This is a genomic window from Kitasatospora sp. NPDC056800 (genome assembly GCF_042789775.1).
Taxonomy (GTDB): domain Bacteria; phylum Actinomycetota; class Actinomycetes; order Streptomycetales; family Streptomycetaceae; genus Kitasatospora.
In genome coordinates, this window is sequence record NZ_JBHUAL010000251.1 from 1 (window position 1) to 12,960 (window position 12,960).

General features: G+C 75.2%; 10 protein-coding genes. 3 read left to right on the forward strand and 7 right to left on the reverse strand.

Features of this window, described 5'->3' with window-relative positions; all coding sequences use genetic code 11:
• The first annotated feature begins 316 nt into the window (after nucleotides 1-316).
• Nucleotides 317-1,378: a DUF2690 domain-containing protein gene (locus ACFRQN_RS36285; RefSeq protein WP_380744784.1), complete on the forward strand. Its 1,062-nt coding sequence runs from the start codon at nucleotides 317-319 to the stop codon at nucleotides 1,376-1,378.
• Between the two features lie 13 nt (nucleotides 1,379-1,391).
• On the opposite strand, the gene ACFRQN_RS36290 is transcribed toward ACFRQN_RS36285, so the two are convergent.
• The 5 genes from ACFRQN_RS36290 to ACFRQN_RS36310 form a co-directional block, all read right to left on the reverse strand.
• Nucleotides 1,392-2,534 carry an RNA polymerase sigma factor gene (locus tag ACFRQN_RS36290; protein WP_380744786.1) on the reverse strand — a complete coding sequence of 381 codons (1,143 nt, stop codon included), beginning with the start codon at nucleotides 2,532-2,534 and terminating at the stop codon, nucleotides 1,392-1,394.
• 171 nt (nucleotides 2,535-2,705) lie between these two features.
• A complete protein-coding gene (gene dnaG / locus ACFRQN_RS36295; RefSeq protein ID WP_375876420.1) occupies nucleotides 2,706-4,613 on the reverse strand; it encodes a DNA primase in 1,908 nt (635 codons plus the stop codon).
• Nucleotides 4,614-4,714: 101 nt separating this feature from the next.
• Complete coding sequence (locus ACFRQN_RS36300) at nucleotides 4,715-6,025, reverse strand: deoxyguanosinetriphosphate triphosphohydrolase (RefSeq protein WP_049650217.1); 1,311 nt, start codon at nucleotides 6,023-6,025, stop codon at nucleotides 4,715-4,717.
• A gap of 173 nt (nucleotides 6,026-6,198) precedes the next feature.
• Entirely contained in the window at nucleotides 6,199-7,206 is a 1,008-nt protein-coding gene (locus ACFRQN_RS36305; protein ID WP_380744789.1) for an SGNH/GDSL hydrolase family protein, read from the reverse strand.
• A 244-nt stretch (nucleotides 7,207-7,450) separates the two neighbouring features.
• Nucleotides 7,451-8,395 (reverse strand): PAC2 family protein, encoded by a 945-nt coding sequence (locus ACFRQN_RS36310; RefSeq protein ID WP_380744791.1) that lies wholly within the window; start codon nucleotides 8,393-8,395, stop codon nucleotides 7,451-7,453.
• A 765-nt stretch (nucleotides 8,396-9,160) separates the two neighbouring features.
• Here ACFRQN_RS36310 and ACFRQN_RS36315 point away from each other — a divergent pair.
• Nucleotides 9,161-9,895, forward strand: a complete 735-nt coding sequence (locus tag ACFRQN_RS36315) for a GNAT family N-acetyltransferase (RefSeq protein WP_049650219.1) — start codon at nucleotides 9,161-9,163, stop codon at nucleotides 9,893-9,895.
• On the opposite strand, the gene ACFRQN_RS36320 is transcribed toward ACFRQN_RS36315, so the two are convergent.
• Nucleotides 9,885-11,159 (reverse strand): ADP-ribosylglycohydrolase family protein, encoded by a 1,275-nt coding sequence (locus tag ACFRQN_RS36320; RefSeq protein WP_380744793.1) that lies wholly within the window; start codon nucleotides 11,157-11,159, stop codon nucleotides 9,885-9,887. The two genes, ACFRQN_RS36315 and ACFRQN_RS36320, sit on opposite strands and share 11 nt — an antisense overlap.
• Nucleotides 11,160-11,271: 112 nt before the next feature.
• On the opposite strand from ACFRQN_RS36320, the gene ACFRQN_RS36325 reads away from it, so the two are divergent.
• On the forward strand, nucleotides 11,272-12,267 hold the full coding sequence (locus tag ACFRQN_RS36325; protein WP_380744795.1) for a hypothetical protein: 996 nt from the start codon (nucleotides 11,272-11,274) through the stop codon (nucleotides 12,265-12,267).
• Between the two features lie 30 nt (nucleotides 12,268-12,297).
• Here ACFRQN_RS36325 and ACFRQN_RS36330 read toward each other — a convergent pair whose 3' ends face one another.
• Entirely contained in the window at nucleotides 12,298-12,837 is a 540-nt protein-coding gene (locus ACFRQN_RS36330) for a ribonuclease (protein WP_380744797.1), read from the reverse strand.
• Nucleotides 12,838-12,960 lie beyond the last annotated feature (123 nt).

Below are 12,960 nucleotides of genomic sequence, written 5' to 3' on the forward strand. Positions count from 1 at the left end.
GCCTCCCCCCGCGAGGCTGCCCCGGACCGGTGGGGGCCGGGAGCGGGTGCGGACCGACGACGGGTGATCGATCGGGGTCCGAACGGTTCCACCGACGGGTGGACCGCACCGGCCAGAGAACTCTGCACGATGACCACATGGATGTTCGAGCGTCTCCGGGGGTTGTGAGACACTTCCGTCCGTCTCAGCGCCATGACCTGGGGTTTGGGACGCCAGGCCGATCAGGTTGGAGAAGCGGAGACGCCGAACGGCCCGGACCGGGACCCTGCCGCTCCCCCGTTCCCCGCCCCCCGTTTCTCGAGTTTGGAGCGCCGCCGTGGGTTCCGCCTGGAAGCAGCTGCCCGACGAGCTGCCCGAGCCCGCCAGACGCCTGGCGGAGGAGCTCCGGGCCGTCAAGGACGCCGCCGGACTGTCGCTGTCCGAACTGGCCGCCCACACCCACTACAGCCGGGCCTCCTGGGAGCGCTGGCTCAACGGCAAGCGGGTCGTCACCGAGCAGGCGCTGGACGCGCTGGCCGGGGCGGTCGAGTGCGACGGGGCCGCGCTGCGGGCGCTGTGGCGGCGGGCGGTGGCCGGGCCGGAGGCCGTCGCTGACGGGCCCTCGGGCGCCGAGGATGCCGCCGTGGAGGAGCCCGCCGTAGCGGAACCCGCCGCCGAGGAGGCCGTTCGGGAACCCGTCTCCGTCGCGGAGGCGCCGGTGGCCGGGCCCGCCCCCGCCGTCTGGTGGCGGCGCCCGGCGGCACTGGTCTCCGGTGCGGCCGCGCTGGCGCTGCTGCTGGTCCTGGTGGGCCTGCGGATCAGCCGGCACGACGGGCAGGCCGCGGCGGCCGACCGGCCCGCCGCGACGACCGGTGCCTCCGCCGCTCCCAAGCCCGGGCCCACCGCCCCGGCCTGTCAGGCCGTCGGCTGCGCGCACAAGGACCCGAAGACCACCGGCTGCGGAAAGGACGCCCGGACCCTGCAGACCCAGGTGGTCGGCAAGGTGGTCGTCTACCTCCGGTACAGCCAGACCTGCCGGGCCGCCTGGGCGGCCATCACCGAGGGCCAGCCGAAGGACTACGCGACGATCACCGACGGCACCGGCGAGAGCGAGACGGCGCTCATCCACTGGGGCTACGACAACTACTCGGCGATGCTGGACGCGGCGGACCCGACCGTCACCTTCCAGGTCTGCGGCTACCAGCCGGCCGGCCACGACTGCACCGCGGTCGTCTCCGACCTGGCCATGGTGGTGGCCTCCACCCCGATCCCGATCGGACCCGCCTCTCCCCCGCCGGGCACCGGCGCGGGCGCGTCCACGACCCCGGCCCCGGCCACACCGGCCGACCCCGCTCCGACCGACCCGTCGGCGCCGACCGCGTCGCCGAGTCCGTCCTAGAGCCTGGCCGGGCTCAGTCGAGGTAGCCGCGCAGCTGCTCGGCGCAGGCGTGGTCGCGGAGCTTGACCAGGGTCTTCGACTCGATCTGGCGGATCCGCTCCCGCGTCACGCCGAACACCGCGCCGATCTCCTCCAGCGTGCGCGGGCGGCCGTCGTCCAGCCCGTAGCGGAGCTGGACGACCTGGCGCTCCCGATCCCCCAGGGTGGCCAGGACGGCCTCCAGGTGCTGGCGCAGCAGCAGGAAGGTCGCGGACTCGGCGGGCGAGGCGGCGTCGGCGTCCTCGATCAGGTCCCCGAGCGCGACGTCCTCCTCCTCGCCGACCGGGGTGTGCAGCGAGATCGGCTCCTGGGCCAGCCGGAGCAGCTCGCGCACCCGTTCCTCGGTCAGCTCCAGGGCGGCGGCGATATCGGCCGCGGTCGGTTCCAGGCCGCGCTCCTGGAGCAGGCCGCGCTTCGCCCGGACCACCCGGTTGATCAGCTCGACCACGTGCACCGGCACCCGGATCGTCCGGGCCTGGTCGGCCAGGGCCCGGCTCATCGCCTGCCGGATCCACCAGGTCGCGTACGTGGAGAACTTGAAACCGCGGGTGTAGTCGAACTTCTCCACCGCGCGGATCAGGCCCAGGTTGCCCTCCTGGACCAGGTCCAGCAGGGTCAGCCCGCGCCCGACGTAGCGCTTGGCGACGGAGACGACCAGTCGCAGGTTCGCCTCGATCAGCCGGCGCTTGGCGATCCGGCCCCGCACCACCAGGGTGTCCAGCTCGCCGCCCAGCGGGTCGGGCGGCGGCGGGTCGCCGTTCAGCCGCTCCTCGGCGAAGACGCCGGCCTCCACCCGGCGGGCCAGCTCGACCTCCTCCTCGGCGGTGAGCAGACGGATCCGGCCGATCTCGCGCAGGTACTGGCGCAGCAGGTCGGCGGACGGCCCGGTGTCGTCGCCGGGCCCGCGGCGCTCGTCCGGGTCCTCGGCGCCGGACCCGGTTTCGGGGTCCGGACTGTCCGGATGGCCCTCCGGCAGGCCCTGGGCGGGGATCCGGGCACCGTCCGGGGGCACCGCCCCGGCCCGGCCGTGGTGGGTGTCCTGCTCCCCGTCCGGTTCGGCGGGGTTCGCTCTCGTACTGGTGGTGGTCGCTGCGACGACGCCTTGCTCCACGGGCATCCCCTCGGGGCGGGCGCGACTCTGGCGGACCCGCGCAGTACGGAGGTGGGACGCCCTCCAGTGTGCGGTACGCCACGCTCCGTGGCCGAGACTCGTGCGCCGACTTTCTGCGCGCGGGTTCGGGCGCCGGGTCCGGACACCGCGTCCGGGCGGCGGGTGCCGCGGGGCGCGTTACAGCGCCGCCGCGCCCTGGCTGCGCAGCTGCTGCCCGTACTGCTGGAGCTGCCACAGCTCGGTCTGCACCGCGTGCAGCTGCTCGGCCTCGGCCCGGGGGCCGAGCCGCTGGAGGTAGCCGCGGACCTCGGTGATCCGCCGGTCCACCGCCAGCAGGCGCAGCTTGACCAGGAACTCCCCCGCGTAGATCGCGTCCGCCTTGCGGCGCGAGCGGACCGGCTCGACGGTCAGCTCGGTGACCAGCGAGCGCACCTGGTCGTCCGGGGCCGCCTCGCGCACCGCGCTGGTGAAGTCGGGCAGGGTCGCCCCGTACGCGGCGCCGCCGGCCTTGGCGACGGCCTGCCGGACGGCGGTGTACGGCGGGGTCGGGAACTCGTCCTCGCCGTAGTGGTCGAAGGCCGGGCTGACCAGGTCCGGGTGCTGGAGCGCCAGCTTGAGCAGCTCCCGCTCGACGAACTGGGCCGGGTCGCGCGGGTTGAGCCGGTAGGCGGGCTGTGCGGCGCGCTGCGGCTGGGCCGGCTCGGGGCGGCGCTGGGCGGCCGCGCCGCGCGGGTTCTGCTGGCGCTCGCGGTCCCAGCGGGCCAGCTGGGAGATCCGGCGGACGACGAACTGCTCGTCCAGGATGCCGAGCATGCCGGCCAGGCGGACGGCGTACTCGTGCTGGATCGAGCGGTCCTTGATCTTGGCGACGATCGGGGCCGCCTCCTCCAGCGCCGCCGAGCGCCCCTCCGGGGTGTCCACCCGGTGCCGGGCGACCGCCGAGGTCAGCGCGAACTCGAACAGCGGGACCGGGTTGTCGATCAGGTGCTTGACCGCCTCGTCGCCCTGGGCCAGGCGCAGGTCGCACGGGTCCATGCCGCCCGGGCTGACCGCGATGGAGGTCTTGGCGGCGAACTTCTGGTCGTCCTCGAAGGCGCGCAGGGCGGCCTTCTGCCCGGCCGCGTCGCCGTCGAAGGTGAAGACGGTCTCGCCCCGGTACTGCGAGGTGTCCATCAGCAGCCGTCGGATGATCTTGATGTGGTCCTCGGCGAAGGCGGTGCCGCAGGTGGCCACCGCCGAGGTGACCCCGGCCAGGTGGCAGGCCATCACGTCGGTGTAGCCCTCGACCACCACCGCGCGGCCCGACTTGGCGATCTCCTTCTTCGCCAGGTCGATCCCGTACAGCACGTGGGACTTCTTGTAGATCGGCGTCTCGGGGGTGTTGAGGTACTTCGGGCCGTTGTCGTCCTCGCGCAGGCGGCGGGCGCCGAAGCCGACCACCTCGCCCGCGATGTCCCGGATCGGCCAGACCAGCCGGCCCCGGAAGCGGTCGATCAGGCCGCCGCGCTGGCCCTGCGAGGCGAGGCCGCCGAGCAGGATCTCCTTGTCGGTGAAGCCCTTGCCGCGCAGGTAGCGGACCAGGTGCTCCCAGCCCGCGGGGGCGTAGCCGACGCCGAAGGTCCTGGCGGCCTCCTCGTCGAAGCCGCGCTCGGCCAGGAAGCGGCGGCCGATCTCCGCCTCCGGCGAGGCCAGCTGCTCCTGGTACCAGGCGGCGGCCACCTTGTGCGCCTCGACCAGCCGGGTGCGCTCGCCCTGCTGGTGGCGGGGGCTGTAGCCGCCCTCCTCGTAGCGCAGGGTGATGCCGGCCTGGGCGGCCATCCGCTCGACGGCCTCGGCGAAGGTGAAGTGCTCGATCTTCATCAGGAAGGCGATGGTGTCGCCGTTCTCCTGGCAGCCGAAGCAGTGGAAGACGCCCTTGGCGGGGTTCACGTAGAAGGAGGCGGACTTCTCGTCGTGGAAGGGGCAGACGCCCTTGTACTCGCCACCGCCACCGTTGGTCAGCTGTACGTAGTCGCCGACCACCGCGTCGATCGGCAGTGCGCTGCGCACCGCCTGTACGTCTTCGTCCCTGATCCGCCCGGCCACCCCGGAAGTCTACTGGGGCGGCGGGGCATTCCGGCCGCGCCGAGGGCTCGGCCCCGGTCGGGGCACGGCCGCACCGGAGCCGTCGCGGCCGTGCCCGGCGGCTACGCCCAGGCGGCGCCGACGAGTTTGGCGTGCAGGGCCAGGGCGGAGGCGTCCGTGAGGGTGGCGATCTGGTCGACGACCGTGCGCAGGGCGGCGCGGTCGTCCTCGGCCTCGTGGTACATCGCGGCGAACACCGGGTCCAGCCCGTCGGGGGCGCGCTGGGTGAGGACGTACGCCAGCTCGGCGATCACGATCCGCTGGCGGGCCCGCAGCTGGGCCTGCTCGTCGCGCTGCATCACGAAGCGGACGGCGACCGCCTTGAGCACCGCGCACTCCAGCCGGACGTCTCTCGGCACCACCAGCTCGGCGGCGTAGCGGGTGAGCCGGCCGGGGCCGTAGCGGGCGCGGGTGGCCTGCTCGGCGGCCAGGCAGAAGCGGCCGATCAGCTGGCTGGTGAGGTCCTTGAGCCCGGCCCGGGCCCGGGCGGTGCCGTCGTAGGAGCGGGGCCACCACTCCTGGGCGAGCAGCCGGTCCAGGGCGGCGGCCAGCTCCTCCGGCTCGGCGTCGGGGGCGTAGCGCTCGGCGACCTTGAAGAGTTCGGCCCGCTCGCCGGGGGCGCGCAGCACGGCCGGGTCGATGTGGCCGGCCTGGAGGCCGTCCTCGACGTCGTGGGTGGAGTAGGCCACGTCGTCGGACCAGTCCATCACGGTGGCCTCGAAGCACTTGCGCCCGGCCGGGGAGCCGGCCCGCAGCCAGCGGAAGACCGGCAGGTCGTCGGCGTAGACGCCGTACTTGGAGGAGGCCGGGTCGGTGGGGTGGGCGCCCTTGGTCCACGGGTACTTGCCGGCGGCGTCGAGGGCGGCCCGGCTCAGGTTGAGGCCGACGCTGCGGCCCGGCCAGGGGGCGAGCCGGACGGCCGGCTGCTCCCCCTCGGGCGCGAAGCGCTTGGGTTCGAGCCGGGTCAGGATGCGCAGCGACTGGGCGTTGCCCTCGAAGCCGCCGCAGGCCTCGGCGGCCTGGTCGAGGGCCTCCTCGCCGGTGTGGCCGAACGGCGGGTGGCCGATGTCGTGGGCCAGGCAGGCGGTCTCCACGAGGTCCGGGTCGCAGCCCAGGGCGGCGCCCAACTCCCGCCCGACCTGGGCGCATTCGAGGGAGTGGGTGAGGCGGGTGCGCGGGAAGTCGCTGCGCATCGGGGCGACCACCTGGGTGGTGCCGGCCAGCCGGCGCAGCGCCGCCGAGTGCAGCACCCGGGCGCGGTCCCGTTGGAAGGCCGTACGGCCCGGGCGCTTGTCGGGTTCGGGGACCCAGCGGGCCTCGGCGGCGTGGTCGTACGTGATCGGGGCGGCGAGGCGGTGCGTGGTGTCGTCCATATGTCCTTCACGGTACGCCGCGCCCCCGACACGCGGGGTGTGCCGCGCACGAAGGGGTGCGGGCCGGGGCGTGAACGGTGCGCGGCGCGCGGGTGCCCGCCCCGGTGGGTCGGCCCCACCCGGCCCGCGCACCCCTCGCGCCCCCTCCGTCCCGCGCCCCGGCGCGGGCGTCCTCAGCCCTTGATCGCCTTCAGGACCACCCCGGACATCGCCTCCTGCCCCTTGGCGTTGGGGTGGATCGGCGCCGACCCCTGGGCCGGAAGCGGCGGCTCCACCCAGCGCTTGTCCTCCCCCGCGCACATGTCGTGCCCGGCCGAGGGCCCGGCGAGGTCGACGAAGACCGCGCCGGCCGCGTCCGCGCGCTTCTTGAGCATGCCGTTGAGCTGCTGCTGCTTCTCCACCAGGAAGGCGAGGTCGGAGGCGGCCACCGCGTTGCCCAGCACCGGCAGGCAGTTCGCCGGGTCGGCCGGGAGCAGCCCCGGGTAGCCGATCACGTACACCTTGGCCTTCGGGGAGCGCTTCTTGACGTCCTGGAGCACCTGGCCGATCCGGTCGCCGGCCGCGTCCACCTTGCGCTGGACCTCGTCGGTGCCGCTGCCGGCGGCGTAGTGGTCGCGGCAGGGCGAGTCGCTGATCCGGTCCGCGCTGTCGCTGATCACGCCCTTGACGATGTCCACCAGGTTGGCCTTGGCGCACTCCGTCACGACCTCGATGAAGCCGGCGTCGTTGCCGCCGATCCCCAGGGTGACCAGCCGGGTGTCCGCGGTGAGCGCGTCCAGCTGGGCCGGGTTGGTGCCGTCGGCGACCTTCTGCGGGCCGGTCAGGTCCCCGGTGCGGGCGCCGCTGCAGCTGACGTCCTTGAACTGGTCGGCGGCGAGCGAGAGCCCCTTCGCCACCAGGGACGGGTAGTTGGCCCCGGAGCGGTAGCAGGCGCCCGGCTCGCCGACCTGCGGGGCGATCTTCATCCCCGCGGTGTACGAGTCGCCGAGCGCGACGTACGGGCCGGTGGGCGGCGGGGCGGCGGTCGGCGACGCGGCCGCGCCGGCCCGCGCGCGGTCGGACGCCGTGCCCGCGGCGCCGCCGGCCCCGCTGTCCGAAGCGGTGTTGTCGGTGCAGCCGGCCAGCAGCGCTGCGGCCAGTCCGACGGTCAGGGCGATGGTCGGGCGTACGGTCCTCGGCATGGTCTCCCCCCGGGGATACGGTTCACGGTCGGCTCCTTGCGGCGGCCCGTCCCCCGGGCACATCAGGGGCCAACGAACGGTCCCGGCCGATGACTCCCGCCCCGGCCGAATCGCCTTCCGGCGGGCCCGAACCGGCCGGAAACCGACCCCGGGGCCGTCCGGGCACCGGCTTCCGACCGCTTCCGCGCGCCCTCTCCGGCCGGCGCACCACGAAACCGCGTGCGCGTCGGCGGCTCCGCGTCGACTACTCCGCGCCGCGCTCGTGCTCGGCCAGGAACTGCTCGAAGCGCCGCCCCAGTTCGTCCGCCGAGGGCAGGTCCACCGGCTCGGCCAGCAGGCTCTCCCGGCCCTCCGCGCCCGCCACGGCGTCGTACTGGCCCTCCATGCCGCGGATCGCCGAGCGCAACTCGCCGTCCCCCTGGGCCAGCTGCTCCTCGATGTCGGCGTAGACCTCGGAGACCTGCTCGCGCAGCCGGGTGCCGGGCAGCACCAGCCCGGTGGCGGACTGCACCGCCTCCAGGACCTGCACGGCCGCCGCCGGGTAGGCGGAGCGGGCCACGTAGTGCGGGACGTGCACGGCGAAGCCCAGGACGTCGCACCCGGCCTCGGCCAGGCGGTACTCCACCAGCGCCTGGGCGCTGCCCGGCACCTGCGCCTGCTCGAACCACTGCGGGTAGCCCGGGGCGAGGTCCAGCCGGTTGCCGTGCGGCGTCATGCCGACCGGGCGGGTGTGCGGCACGCCCATCGGGATGCCGTGGAAGTCGATCGAGAGCCGGACCTCGAAGCGCTCCACCAGCTCGCGGACGGCCCGCGCGAAGCGCTCCCACTCGACGTCCGGTTCGGGGCCGCTGAGCAGCAGGAACGGCGCGCCGGCGGCGTCGTGGACGAGCTGGAGCAGGATCTCCGGCGGGTCGTAGGACGTCCAGTGGTCGTGGTCGAAGACCATCGCCGGGCGGCGGGCCCGGTAGTCCACCAGACGGTCGTGGTCGAAGCGGGCCACGACCTGCGGCGAGCCCGTCTCCAGCAGGTGGGCCACCACCTGGCCGCCGGCCTCCCCGGCGTCCATGAAGCCCTCGTAGTGCTGCAGCAGCACGAGGCCGGCACCGGTGTCGCGCAACTGCTCGTTGGCCGTGGCGACGGCGGCCACGCCCTGCTGATCCAGCTCGTACAACGCCTGGAAGTCACGCACCGCGCACCCAACCCCGTTCCCTGCTCGTTCCGGTCGACCGGCTTCTCGTCCTCTGCAGCGTGCCGGGCGCCGCCGGAATTCCCGCCCCGGCCCCGCCCTGCCCCCGCCCCGCGGACGGACACGTCCACGGGGCCGCGCCGGGGCCGTTCCGGAGCCGCTCCACGGCCGCTCCGGTACCCGTCCGACGGCTCCCCGGGGGGCGCGCCCGACGGCCTCGGCCGACCGCTCCGGACCATGATCGCACCCGACCGAAGAGCCCCTGGTCACGACCCTGGTAGCGCCCCCGCGGGAGGCCCGTCCGCGGGGCCCCGGAACGGCCCGCGCGGCCATTCGCGTGCCGCGAAGTGACGCACCGCCTTCTGGCGGGTATCGTCCTCTCGCTGCCTCGCATCGTCGCGTCGTCGCCACGTCGTCCGTAACGCCGTCGGCCACGTCCCGGTCCGCTGCTCGGCCAGCCCCCACGACGCATCTTGCCTTCACCTGGCCGCCCGCTTCCCTTCGCGCTCTCGTCTCCTCTTCGGCCATTTCGCGGACGCACACTGTCCCCTCGCTGTTCCCGCCGGACCGGTCCGAGGACCCGTGTCCGTTCCGGCACCCCCGCGCCGCCCGCTCCGGGCCGCCGCCCCCACCCCGTTCGACCGGACCTCCGGCGTGCGCGGGTACCCGGCGGACGGACCCGGGCCCAGGCGTACCCATGTCCAGCGCACCCCGTGCCGTACCCCGGCCCGGGAGGCTCCCTCCGACCGATGAAGGACAGAAGGTTCCGTGCCCGTACCTGTCACCCTCACCGGCCGCACCGTGCGGCTGGAGCCCCTCGCCGCGCACCATGCCGAGGCCATCGCCGAGGCCGGCGCCGAGGACCGTACGACCTACGCCTTCACCCCCGTCCCGCACGGCCTGGAAGCCGCCCGCGACTACGTCGCGCGGGCGCTCGCCGACCAGGCCGCGGGACGGTCGCTGCCGTTCGCGACGGTGAACGTCGCCGACGGCCGGGTCGTCGGCTCCACCCGCTTCCTGGAACTCGACTACTGGCAGGGCCCGATGGTGTGGCCGCCCGTGCCCGGCGTCCCGTTCGGCGATCCGGCCACGGCCGTCCCGGACGCGGCCGAGATCGGCAACAGCTGGCTCTCGCCGCGCGCCCAGGGCACCGGCATCAACACCGAGGCCAAGCTGCTGATGCTGCGCCACGCCTTCGAGACCTGGGGCGTGCAGCGGATCTCGATGCGCGCGGACGCCCGCAACATGCGCTCGCGCGCCGCCATCGAGCGGCTCGGCGCGACCTCCGAGGGCGTCCGCCGGGCGCACTCGCGCGGGCTGGACGGGGTGGTGCGCTCCACCGCGTTCTACTCGATCCTCGACGACGAGTGGCCGGCCGTCCGCGACATCATCGAGCTGCGGATCGCCGCCGCCACCTCGCCGAGCGCCCCGGATCCGGCGATCAACCAGGAGTGCCTTAGACAGGGCGGCAGCGGCGCCGGGCAGCTGATGATCACGGTCTGAGGCCGGCCCGGAGCGGCTCGTAGCCGAGGCGCGCCAAGCCCAGGACGGCCGGCAGGGTCGTGCGGTCGTCCCAGGCCCGGTGGCGTCCCGGGTGCGCCTCGACCAGCGCCTCCACCGGCCGCCAGCCGCCCCGCACCCGGGCCACCCGGACCCGGTAGACCTCCGCGCCGCCCACACCGCGGTGCAGGTGCAGCACGCCCTCGGAGACCACGGACACCCAGCGCTCGTCCATGTCCCGGGCCCGCAGGCCGCGCCTGATCCGCTCCCAGTCGGCGTCCGACCAGAGCAGGTCCGGCACCGGGTGCGGGCGGGGCAGGCGGATCGGCGTCAGGTGCGGCTCCCCGGCCGCGCGGACGCCGCCCGGCTCCGGGAACGCCCACGCGGGCAGCGGCTCCCGGGCGGCCAGCCAGGCCCGCGGGATGCCTCCGGTGCCGGTGTGCGCCGCCACCACTCCCCCGGTGATGGCGGCGACGGTGTCCATGTCGCCGCCGGCCGCGACCGCCTCCCACACGGCGGTGCGGTAGTCGGCCAGGTTCCGGGCGGCGCACCACAGGGCGTACGGGACGGTGTCGGCCGCGGAGGTCCGGCTGCCGTTGCCGAGCACCTGCGCGGCGAGCCGGAAGTCCGGCCGGGCGAGCAGCCCGCGGGCCTCCTCCAGGCCGTCCCTGACCGCCCCGTTCGGGGTGAGGTCGGCGACCGCCGCCAGGAAGGCCTCCGGCGTCATGGCCTCCGCCCGCGCCCGCACCGCGTACGCGGCCGCCACCGCGACCGCGATCGCGCCGTCCACGGCCTGCGGGTGGGTGTGGGTGATGACGGCGGTGTCGGCGGCGGGCCGGACGACGGCGGCCGGGTCCTCGGCGTACGCCGCCCCCAGCGGGGCGACCCGCATCGCGGCGCCGTTGCCGTACGAGCCCTGGCCGTCGAAGAGTTCGGCGGCCAGCCGCCGGGCGTCGCCGCCCTCGCGGACCAGCCGGAGCAGCCGGTTGGCGGCCGGGCCGTAGCCGCGGTCGAAGTCGTGGCGGAGGGCGAAGGCGTGGGTGAGGTCGAAGGTGTCGATCGCGCCGCGCTCGGTGTGGGCGGCGTGGACCGAGCAGGCCATCTCGGTGTCGTCGGTCCAGGGCCAGGGGCCGGGCGGTTCGGTGCGGGCGGCGAGGTGGGCCCGGGCGGTTTCCGGGACGAACATCTGGGCGCCGAGGGCGTCGCCCACGGAGAGGCCGTTGAGGGAGTCCAGCGCGGGGCCGGTGTGCGTGGATGGAATGGTCATATGCCCTCCAGCTCAGCGGGTTGACCGCCGTCCCGTCAACACCCGTGGCCGGCGTCCCCACCGACGGGGGATGTTTCGCATACCTCCGATTCCGGCGGGCAGGCACCGGGGCATGACCCGCGCGAACCCCCTCGACCCGGTCGCCCTGCTCGGCGCCGACCAGCAGCACATCGCCACCCGGGCGCAGCTGCGCCGGCTCGGGGTGCCCTCCGGCACCATCGCCCACCGGCTGCGGCCGGGCGGGCCCTGGCAACAGGTCCTGCCCCGGGTGATCTGCCTCCAGAGCGGCCGGTTGACGTTCCACCAGAAGCTGCGGGCCGCGCTGGCGTACGCGACGCCGAAGGGCCGCGACCCGCGGGCCGGGGAGGTGCTGCTGACCGGCTTCGCGGTGCTGGCCGAGGCCGGGCTGCCGAGCGCCGGGCACCCGTCCGACCTGAACGCGGTCGACATCCTGATCCCGACTCAACGGCGGGTCGGGGACAGGGAGTTCGTCCGGATCCACCGGGCCTCCGGGGCGATGCCGGGCGGCTTCGAGCGGGACGACGGGCTGTGGAGCACCACCGTCGCCCGGGCGCTGGCCGACCTCGCGCCGAGGGAGACCGGGCAACGCCGGTTCCGGGCGCTGTGCGCGGAGGCCGTCCAGCGGCGGCACTGCGAACTCGGCGAGCTGCTCGACCAGTTGCTGTCCCGCCCGGGTGCGCTCGGACTGCCCCAGGTGGCCCGGGTGGTGGAGGACCTGACGGTCGGGGTGCGGTCGGTGGTGGAGGGCGAGACCCGCGAACTGCTGGCGCACGCGGGGCTGCCGGAGCCGCTGTGGAACCCGGTGCTCTTCCTGGACGGCCGCTTCCTCGCCGTCCCGGACGCCTACTGGCCGCACGCCTGCGTGGCCCTGGAGATCGACTCCCGCGCCTGGCACCTGCGCCCCGCCGAGCACGAACGGGGCCTCGCCCGCGCCAACCGCCTCACCGCCGCCGGCCTCCCGGTGGTCCGCACCACCCCGGTCCAGCTCCGCCGCGACCCGGCCCCGGTGCTCCACGAGCTCACCGCCCTGGTCACCACCGGCCCGCACGCCCCCCACCCCCGCGTCACCTGGCGCCGGGCCCGGTGAGGGGCGCGGCGAGGGCTGCCGAGGCCCCACTCAGCAGCGGGAGTCGATCTCCTGGAAGGTGGCGTAGTGGTCGGCGGACCAGTACTGCTCGCCGGAGTCGCCGGTCACTACGCGGCGGGTGCCGCGGTCGTTGGAGCCGGGGGTGACGACGGTGTATTCGTGGTAGTAGCCGCCGGACTTCTTGGGGAGGCGGCTCTCGCGGTTCTCGAAGACGATGCCGTCGCGGTTGTACGGGTAGGGGCCGCCCTTGGCGATCAGGCCGAGGGTGTCCTGGGCCTGGCTGGGGAGCTTGGTGCGGCAGACGTCGGCCATGGCCGGGTCGGTCGGGACCCAGGTGCCGGCCGCGGCGGGGGTGGTGCCGGCGCCCCCGGCGGGCAGGCTCGGCTTGGGGGCCGAGGGCTTGGGCGCCGTGGCCCCGGACGTCGTGGCACCGGCGGCCGCGCTCGTGGTGGCGCTCGCGGCGGCCTTGGGGTGGCCGCTCCCCTGGTTGGCGAGGAGGTACCCGGCCCCGGCCAGGACCGCCAGGATCAGCACGGCCACGGCGACGAGCGGGTTTCTGCGGTTGGTCATGCGGTCCAGCTTGGCAGGCGGCCGGGCCGGGCCGGGCCAGCTACACACGTGGCCGCCGCCACACCGTCCGGTGCGCCGGCCCGTGCGCGGACGTACGGCCGGGCGGGAACGGACGCCGTTGTC

What these genes read in the sequence shown, in the direction of transcription:
- ACFRQN_RS36290 (WP_380744786.1), bottom strand. Translation starts at nt 2,534, where the DNA reads ATGCCCGTGGAGCAAGGCGTCGTCGCAGCGACCACCACCAGTACGAGA.
- ACFRQN_RS36300 (WP_049650217.1), bottom strand. Translation starts at nt 6,025, where the DNA reads ATGGACGACACCACGCACCGCCTCGCCGCCCCGATCACGTACGACCAC.
- ACFRQN_RS36305 (WP_380744789.1), bottom strand. Translation starts at nt 7,206, where the DNA reads ATGCCGAGGACCGTACGCCCGACCATCGCCCTGACCGTCGGACTGGCC.
- ACFRQN_RS36320 (WP_380744793.1), bottom strand. Translation starts at nt 11,159, where the DNA reads ATGACCATTCCATCCACGCACACCGGCCCCGCGCTGGACTCCCTCAAC.
- ACFRQN_RS36325 (WP_380744795.1), top strand. Translation starts at nt 11,272, where the DNA reads ATGACCCGCGCGAACCCCCTCGACCCGGTCGCCCTGCTCGGCGCCGAC.
- ACFRQN_RS36330 (WP_380744797.1), bottom strand. Translation starts at nt 12,837, where the DNA reads ATGACCAACCGCAGAAACCCGCTCGTCGCCGTGGCCGTGCTGATCCTG.